The sequence below is a fragment of the Pseudomonas sp. QLc11A genome (assembly GCF_052112305.1).
Classification (GTDB): Bacteria; Pseudomonadota; Gammaproteobacteria; order Pseudomonadales; family Pseudomonadaceae; genus Aquipseudomonas; species Aquipseudomonas laurylsulfatiphila.
Genome location: NZ_JAVAJJ010000087.1, coordinates 1 through 263, shown reverse-complemented (window position 1 = coordinate 263; position 263 = coordinate 1). Strand labels below are relative to the sequence as shown.

Genomic DNA, 263 nt, shown 5'->3' with positions numbered 1-263 from the left:
GAACGGTGCCCCGGTTACCGCGCAGAACGGTCCAGTCACCGTGACCCTGGACAGCGGCAAGGTCATCACCATCGCCGAAGGCCAGAGCTCCGGTAGCCTGCCGGTCAGCGTGGGCAACGACGTCTACACCGGTCCGACCACCGTGACCGAGTCGATTAAATCGGCCGACGGCGGCAACCTGGAAGCGATCAACCCAATCAAGACCCCGGTGGAAACCACGGTCAACGACGTCAACGACACCACCACGGTGACCCTGACCGCGA

1 protein-coding gene is annotated in these 263 nt (G+C 63.9%); it reads left to right on the top strand.

The features are described 5' to 3' along the window. The coding region (locus Q8X48_RS30020; RefSeq protein ID WP_407802829.1) for an immunoglobulin-like domain-containing protein at positions 1-263 on the top strand (263 nt) is incomplete at both ends.